The 6,756-nt window shown below is 72.8% G+C and carries 7 protein-coding genes and 2 pseudogenes; 2 read left to right on the top strand and 7 right to left on the bottom strand.

Annotation, left to right across the window (positions count from 1 at the left end; all coding sequences use genetic code 11):
• From IH13_RS45775 to IH13_RS0115945, 3 genes and pseudogenes are all read right to left on the bottom strand, one after another.
• Positions 1-364: pseudogene (locus IH13_RS45775) on the bottom strand (hypothetical protein); the annotation flags it as partial.
• Positions 291-1,076 carry a hypothetical protein gene (locus tag IH13_RS37630; RefSeq protein WP_324605186.1) on the bottom strand — a complete coding sequence of 262 codons (786 nt, stop codon included), beginning with the start codon at positions 1,074-1,076 and terminating at the stop codon, positions 291-293. The pseudogene IH13_RS45775 and the gene IH13_RS37630, both read right to left, overlap by 74 nt.
• Positions 1,077-1,170: 94 nt before the next feature.
• On the bottom strand, positions 1,171-1,416 hold the full coding sequence (locus IH13_RS0115945) for a DUF397 domain-containing protein (protein WP_031084953.1): 246 nt from the start codon (positions 1,414-1,416) through the stop codon (positions 1,171-1,173).
• A 129-nt stretch (positions 1,417-1,545) separates the two neighbouring features.
• Here IH13_RS0115945 and IH13_RS0115940 point away from each other — a divergent pair, with 129 nt between their 5' ends.
• Positions 1,546-1,920 (top strand): ATP-binding protein, encoded by a 375-nt coding sequence (locus IH13_RS0115940; RefSeq protein ID WP_037841471.1) that lies wholly within the window; start codon positions 1,546-1,548, stop codon positions 1,918-1,920.
• Here IH13_RS0115940 and IH13_RS0115935 read toward each other — a convergent pair.
• On the bottom strand, positions 1,917-3,434 hold the full coding sequence (locus IH13_RS0115935; protein ID WP_051835853.1) for an FAD-dependent monooxygenase: 1,518 nt from the start codon (positions 3,432-3,434) through the stop codon (positions 1,917-1,919). The genes IH13_RS0115940 and IH13_RS0115935 overlap by 4 nt on opposite strands.
• Positions 3,435-3,507: 73 nt before the next feature.
• On the opposite strand from IH13_RS0115935, the gene IH13_RS0115930 reads away from it, so the two are divergent.
• Positions 3,508-4,125 carry a TetR/AcrR family transcriptional regulator C-terminal domain-containing protein gene (locus tag IH13_RS0115930; RefSeq protein ID WP_031084949.1) on the top strand — a complete coding sequence of 206 codons (618 nt, stop codon included), beginning with the start codon at positions 3,508-3,510 and terminating at the stop codon, positions 4,123-4,125.
• A 102-nt stretch (positions 4,126-4,227) separates the two neighbouring features.
• On the opposite strand, the gene IH13_RS0115925 is transcribed toward IH13_RS0115930, so the two are convergent.
• The 3 genes and pseudogenes from IH13_RS0115925 to IH13_RS37625 all read right to left on the bottom strand — a co-directional run bounded on the left by IH13_RS0115925 (position 4,228) and on the right by IH13_RS37625 (position 6,659).
• Positions 4,228-5,097: a phosphogluconate dehydrogenase C-terminal domain-containing protein gene (locus IH13_RS0115925; RefSeq protein ID WP_031084947.1), complete on the bottom strand. Its 870-nt coding sequence runs from the start codon at positions 5,095-5,097 to the stop codon at positions 4,228-4,230.
• Complete coding sequence (locus tag IH13_RS0115920; RefSeq protein WP_031084946.1) at positions 5,097-5,894, bottom strand: sugar phosphate isomerase/epimerase family protein; 798 nt, start codon at positions 5,892-5,894, stop codon at positions 5,097-5,099. Before IH13_RS0115920 ends, IH13_RS0115925 begins: the two co-directional genes overlap by 1 nt.
• Positions 5,879-6,659: pseudogene (locus IH13_RS37625) on the bottom strand (triose-phosphate isomerase family protein). The gene IH13_RS0115920 and the pseudogene IH13_RS37625 overlap by 16 nt, the downstream one beginning before the upstream one ends.
• Positions 6,660-6,756: the final 97 nt, after the last annotated feature.

Below are 6,756 nucleotides of genomic sequence, written 5' to 3'. Positions count from 1 at the left end.
TTTCCGGGCGGCCCCCGGCCAGCCGCAGGGTGACGGTGGCGGTGACGCCCGCCAGCAGGCCCCAGAGCAGGGCCGCCGGGACCCCGCCGCCGAGAGCGCCGCTCAAGTGCTGCCAGCCCCACCGCGTGCCGGAGTCCGCCGAGGTCACCGCGGACTGCCAGACCTGGTTCACCAGCAGCCCGACGACGGTCGCGCAGACCGCCCCGACCGCCGTCGCCGGCACCGTGGCCCGGGTGAGCAGCACGGGCAGCAGCCGCAGCGCCCACCACACCACGGCGAGCAGCAGGACGTCACCGAGGCGGTACAGCAGCCAGTGGCCGAACGCCCCGTCCGTGGGCGGCGCCCAGTAGCCGAGCAGGAGCAACTTGCGCAGCAGATCGCCCGGTTCGGAGAGCAGCCGGCCGGACAGGGGGACCGTCTGCAAGGAGGCCGCCACCCGGTGGTACGAGAGCACCACCGAGGACAGATGTGTATAAGAGACAGACGCCCAGCGGCAGCGGACCCGCGCCCTTGGCGGTGATCCATGCCACGAGCACCGTGACCGCCGCCGTGACGAGCGCGGCCACCACGGTGATCTGCTGGCCGGACGACATCATGCTCGCCAGCTGCGGCAGGAACCGGTAACTGCCGCGCCCGGACGAGACGATCAGCCACGGTGCCGAGACGGTCACCGCGAGCATCCCGGCCACCGTGCCCCAGCCCCACACCGCGAGCAGTGTGACCACGGCCCGGCGGTTCACCGGCGGCAGCCTGCGGACCAGGAGCAGCGCCCCGGGGACGAAGAAGACGAACAGCGCCGCGAACCGGACCTGCATCCCGGTCTCGTGCAGCGAGAGGTACCGGGCGCCGTCCACCCCGGTGTCGCCCAGTCCTCCGCTACCGAGCCGGAGCGCTTCGGGCGGGTCGTACGCCCAGGGCGAGAGCCAGTACTGAAGATCGGCCACCATCCGGCCGCCGAGCGCGTCGGTGGCGCCCTGGAGGTGCAGCGCCTCCACGCTCGCCCCGGCCCACCACAGCAGCGCCGTGAGCAGTACTCCTCCGACCAGTGCGGGTATCACCGCGCGCCGGTATGTCATGAACGTCCCCCGATGTGATCGCACCCCGCCAATTTCCTGACCGGCTGGAGAGTACGGGGTGGCGATCACATGGGGGTCACGGTCGTCCGTGCGTTCAGTACCGCTGTGCGTAGGCCACGAACGCGGTCCAGGTGGTGGGCGCCACGTCGAGGTGCGGTCCGTGGGTGACCTTGGAGTCGCGGATGTGGACAGTGGTGGGGCAGGTGGCGACCTCTACGCAGGCGCCGCCTTCGCCGCTGCTGTAGCTGGACTTGTGCCAGGCGTAGGCGACCTCGACGCAGGTGCCGCCCTCGCCACCGCTGTAGCTGCTCTTGAACCAGTGCAGTCGCTCGGTGTTCATTGCTCTCCCAGCATCTTCGTACAGCGGATGGGAGTCGTGCGGTCACTGCTGGTCAGCGTACGGAGAACCGGACACGCTGAGTCACATGAACGCCGAAATCACCCTTGCGGTTTTCACTTCGTCCAGCGGTTGAGCGCGACCCGTCGTGAAGCGCGGCTCGCGCGGCGGCTGGTGGTGCAGCAGCTCGACGCGTGGGGCGTGCCCTACGGGAGCGGGTTGTCCGACGACGTCGCGTCGATCGTGGCCGAGCTGGCGTCCAACGCCGTGCTGCACGGGCGGGTCCCCGGGCGGGACTTCGAGGTGCGGTTGCTGCGGTTCGCGGACACGCTGCGTATCGAGGTGTCCGACGCCCGGGGCGAGCGGCGGCCCGAGTCGTGCGAGCCGGCCGAGGGGGCCGCGTCGGGGTACGGGCTGCCGCTGGTGGCCGCGCCGGCCGCGAAGTGGGGGGTGGTGGAGCGGAACGGGGTGGGCAAGACGGTGTGGGCGGAGTGCCTCTGGCCTTAAGGGGCGTCCACCCCGAGCCCGGTGGTGGCGGACACGGCCGTCCGTATCTCCGCCTCCAGGGCCCCGGCGTCCTGCTCGTCGCTCGCCCAGGCGACGTGGCCGTCCGGGCGGATCAGCGCGGCCCGCACGGTGGACCAGGCGGGCCGGTCCGCCGGCCGGGGCGCGGTGTGCGGGACGACGCCGGGACCCGAGACGGGGGCCGGGGTGCCGGTGAAGTCGAGGAGGACGTACCGGCCGGGGCGCAGGGCGGTGAACAGGTCGGGGGAGCCCGCGAGTTCGAGGTTCGGGGCGCGGTGGCCCGTGAGCGGGTGGCCGGGGGGCGTGGGCGGATAGGTGACGGCGAGCGCGGAGAGGCGTTCGGCCAGGCTCCGGGAGAACGCGGGGACGGTGGCGACGAGTTGGCTGAGCAGGGTGCGCAGGTCCTGGCCCTCCGGTGACTGGGCGTTCATCAGGGCCGTCTGAGCCCGGGTGCTGAGGAGCAGGTCGGCGCCGACCGGGTGGCGTTCGGCGTGGTAGCTGTCCAGGAGTGCGCCGGGAGCCGTGCCCGCCACCGTCGCGGCCAGCTTCCAGCCGAGGTTGGTGGCGTCCTGCACGCCGACGTTGAGGCCCACGCCTCCGGCCGGGTAGTGCATGTGCGCGGCGTCGCCCGCGAGCAGAACGCGGCCCTGGCGGTAGGCGGCGGCCTGGCGGGTGGCGTTGCCGAACCGGGAGAGCCAGCTCGGGTCGCGCATGCCGAAGTCCGTACCGGCGATCCGGGTCACCTTGGCGCGCAGGGCGTCGAGGGTGAGCTCGCCGGGGTGGTCCGGGCCGTTGCTGTCGGGGTCGCCGCCGACGATCCGGTGCAGACCGCCCGGCATCGGGACGGCCATGACGCCACCGGCCGGACCCGAAGCGGCGTACACCGCGCCCTTGGGCGGATCGTCCAGCACCACGTCCCCCAGCCAGCCCCACGTCGTGGCGTCGGTGCCGGGGAACGCGATCCCGGCCGCCTCACGGACGGTGCTCCGGGTGCCGTCGCAGCCCACGACGTACGCGGCACGCAGGGTGTACGGGCCGTCGGGGCCGGTCGCCTCGACGCTCACCCCGTCCGCGTCCTGGGTGAGACCGGTCACCCGGTGCCCGCGTCGCAGGTCGGCACCGGCCGCCACCGCGTGCGCCTCCAGCAGTTCTTCGGTACGGGCCTGCGGCAGGGCGAGCGTGAACGGGTAGGGCGTGTCCAGGACGGCGAAGTCCATGCGGTCGTCCAGCCCGCCGAAGTGGCCGCTGGGGATGCGCCGGCCCTCGGCGAGGAAGGGTTCCGCCACGCCCCGGAAGGCCAGGACCTCCAGTGTGCGCGGGTGGAGGGTGAGCGCCTTCGAATGCGGGTCCCGCTCGTGCCGGGCCTCCAGGACCGTGACGGGGGTCCCGGCCAGGCGCAGTTCGACCCACAGGCCGGTGGGCCCGCCTCCCGCGATGATGACGCGGTCGGTGGCGATGTGTTCCGGGACGGTGTGTTCCGGGACGGTGTGTTCCATGACGGCTCCTCGGCCTTCGACGGGGGCTCTCTTGGTCAGTGACCAATGCCCGTTCGCCCAGTAGACTAGGTCGGTGACCAAGAAGCAAGCGGACGACGCGGCCCGGACCCGGCTCGACCCCGGGACGGTGGTGCGGGCGGCCCTGGAGCTGCTGGACGAGAAGGGCGCGGACGGGCTCTCGATCCGGGGCATCGCGGACCGGCTCGGCGTCCGGATGAACACGGTGCTCTGGCACGCGAAGACCAAGGCCCGGCTGCTGGAGCTGATGGCGGACGCGATCCTGGCCGAGGTGCCGTTGGACGGGCTGCCGGAGCCCTGGGAGCCGCGCGTCCGCGAGCTGTTCCACCGCTACCGCCGGGCCTTGCTGGCCCACCGCGACGGGGCCAGGATCGTGGCCGGTACGTACGCGGCCGAGCCCGCCACGCTCCGGTTCGCCGAGCTGATGGTCCAGGCGCTGCTGGCCGGCGGGCTGGGGGAGCAGGAGGCGGTGTGGACGGCCTGGACCCTGGTCTATTTCACTCTCGGGCTGGCCCAGGAGGAACAGGCACAGCCGGAGGCGCTGGGCGCGGCCTTCACGCGGAGCCTGGCCACGGGCGCGTACCCGTCGCTGTCCCGGGCCGCCGCGCACTTCGGCGAGACGTCCTTCGACGAGCGCTTCGACTACGGGCTCTCCCGCATCCTCGGCGCCTGAGAAGCGGGCACGCGAACGGGCCGGGCTCACCACCAGGAGGGTGGAGAGCCCGGCCCGTACGCGCCGGGGCGACCCGGCGACTGATCCGGTGTCAGGTCCGGATCAGCGGTTGATCTCCTTGATCCGCAGCATCCGCGTGATGACCTTGTCCAGCTCCTCGTCCTTGAAGACGTTCTTCCAGTCCTCGCGCACGATCGACTCGCGGCCGTAGTCCATCGCGATCAGGCACGCGTCGGAGAACGGGTTGTCGCCCTTGAGGGTGTTGGCCAGGGCGACCTGGGTGTGGCCGAGCAGCATGGCGCGGGCGGCCTTCTCCGGGACGCCCACGGTGTGGACCGTCTCGTGCAGGGCCTCGGTGAGCAGGGCGCCGACCATGCAGGCGATCGTCTCGACCAGGGTCGGCTCCAGGACCGCGAGCTGCTTGACGGTCACCCAGTGCACCTCGACCACCGGGGCGTAGATGGTGGAGATGACGGCCTCGGCCAGCTCGTGGGCCGCCGGGTCCGGGGACTCCGTGGCGGGCTCGAAGGCGGCCACGACCTCCTGCGGGGCGGCGATTCCGCCGAAGGTGTCCGCCCACTCCTCCTTCGTCGTGCGCTCCAGGAAGACCGACGGGTGGCAGGGGTGCGCCACCGCGTTGGCCACGTCGGCGCGGCGGGTCAGCAGACCGGCGTACGCGGCGGCGGGGTCCAGGGTGAGCAGGATCGCGCCGGGCTTCATCAGCGGGACGAGCTGCTCGGAGACCGTGCCGAGGATGACGTCCGGGACGGCCAGGATCACGACGTCGGCCCGGGCGGCGGCGTCGGCGCTGTCCGTCAGCTCGCGGCCGAGCTCGCGGATCAGCTCCTGGCCCTTCGGGGAGTTCTCCGCGAAGAGCGGCGTGAAACCGCTCTTGACCAGGTTGTTGGAGACCCGCTGGCCCATCTTGCCTGCGGCCCCGATGACGGCGACGGTCCTGGATTCGGTGGCCATTACTTGCTCCTCAGAAGGGTGGTGATGCTGTGCCGGGTCCACTGGTCCTCCAGGCGGGCGGTCTCCTCGAAACCGCCCTGCCAGGGGAGCCAGTGCTCCACGATCTGGTTGACGCCCCGCTCGTCCGGCCCGACCGTGTCGATCATGTGGCGGTAGTCGAGGAGGCCCTCGCCGAGGAGGCAGCCGGCGAAGGTGAAGCCGACCCAGCCGTCCCGGCGGGAGAAGGAGAAGTCCTTGACGTGGATGTTCACCACGTGGGGGGCGGTGGCGTCGATGACGTCCACCGGGCGTTCCAGCCGGGCGACGCTGTTGCCCGGGTCGAGGACGACACCCAGGTGCGGGCTGTCCACACCGCGTACGACGGCCAGCAGGTCGTCGGTGGAGACCTGTTCGTACGTCTCCAGGCCCAGCGTGACGCCCGCCGCCGCGTAGGCGGGGACCGTCTCGCGCAGCAGGGCGGTGGCCTCGGCGGGGGTCGGGCGGTGGTCCGCCGTGTTCAGCATCGAGCGGACCAGCCGGACGCCCAGGCGGCGGGCGATGCGCAGGTAGCGGGCGAGGTGGTCGGGGCGTACGCCCCGGGTGCCCAGTTCCAGCGTGATGCCGTATACGGCCGCCGTGGCGCGCAGCGCGTCCAGGGCCGCGTTGTCGTACGCCTCGATCCGCGGGTAGTCGCAGATCTGGAAGACCTCGCCGCCCAGTTCGCGGGTGTCGGCGAGCATCTCGTCGAGGGTGAGGGGCCGGGGGGCCTTCTCGGAGAGGCGCCAGAAGTAGGCGTAGGTGCTCAGGCCGTAGGACATGCCGCCGCCCCTTCCAGCGTCTCGTCGAGGATGCGTCCGACCGCCGCCGGGTCGTGGGCGAAGCGGCCCAGAAACAGGCCGTCGACGCCCGTGCCGAGCTCGGTGAGCAGGCCGGGGCCCGCGCTGCCGCCGTGACAGTCCGGGCCGGCCGGCGAGCCAGTCGGACAGGGCCCGGCAGACCGTGCGGATGTGGTCGGGGGAGGCCGGGCGGGGGGCGCCGATCGCCCACTGCGGCTCGTAGGCGAGGACGACCGGGGCGAGGGGGCCGTCGTGCGCGGCGGTGGCCAGGACGCGTTCCGCCTCGGCGACGGTGCGGGCGGCCGCCTCGTCCGGGGAGACGTGGTCGAGCTCGCCGACACAGAGCACCGGGGTGAGGCCGTTGCGCAGGGCCGCGGCCGTCTTGGCGGCGACGACGGTGTCGCCCTCGCCGAAGAGACGGCGGCGCTCGGCGTGGCCGACCTCGGCGTAGCGGGCGCCGATCTCGTGCAGGTGGGCGCCGCTGACCTCGCCGGTGTACGGGCCGGAGTCCTCCGCCGCCAGGTCCTGGGCGCCGGTCAGCACCCGGGTCCCGGCGAGGATGCCGGTGACCGGGACCAGGGCGGGGAAGGCGGGCAGCACGAACAGCTCGGCCGTGCCGCCCGTGACGGCGGGGTGCCGGGCGGCCAGGTCCGCGACGGAGCGGGCCCAGTTGAGGGTCTGGTGGTGGCCGAAGTACATCTTCAGGCTCACCCCGATCGTGACCCGGGGCTGCGGGGCGGGGGACATCAGGCTGCGGCTTCCTGCTGGTTCTCGTAGTCGTCCATGAGCGCGACCTTCGCGGCGGAGGCCGACGTCTCGTCGAAGCGGTACGTCAGCCACTCGG

The sequence above is a fragment of the Streptomyces sp. NRRL WC-3549 genome (genome assembly GCF_000721935.1).
Classification (GTDB): domain Bacteria; phylum Actinomycetota; class Actinomycetes; order Streptomycetales; family Streptomycetaceae; genus Streptomyces.
Note: the sequence above shows the minus strand (reverse complement) of the source record. Positions and strands in the feature narration are given on the sequence as shown.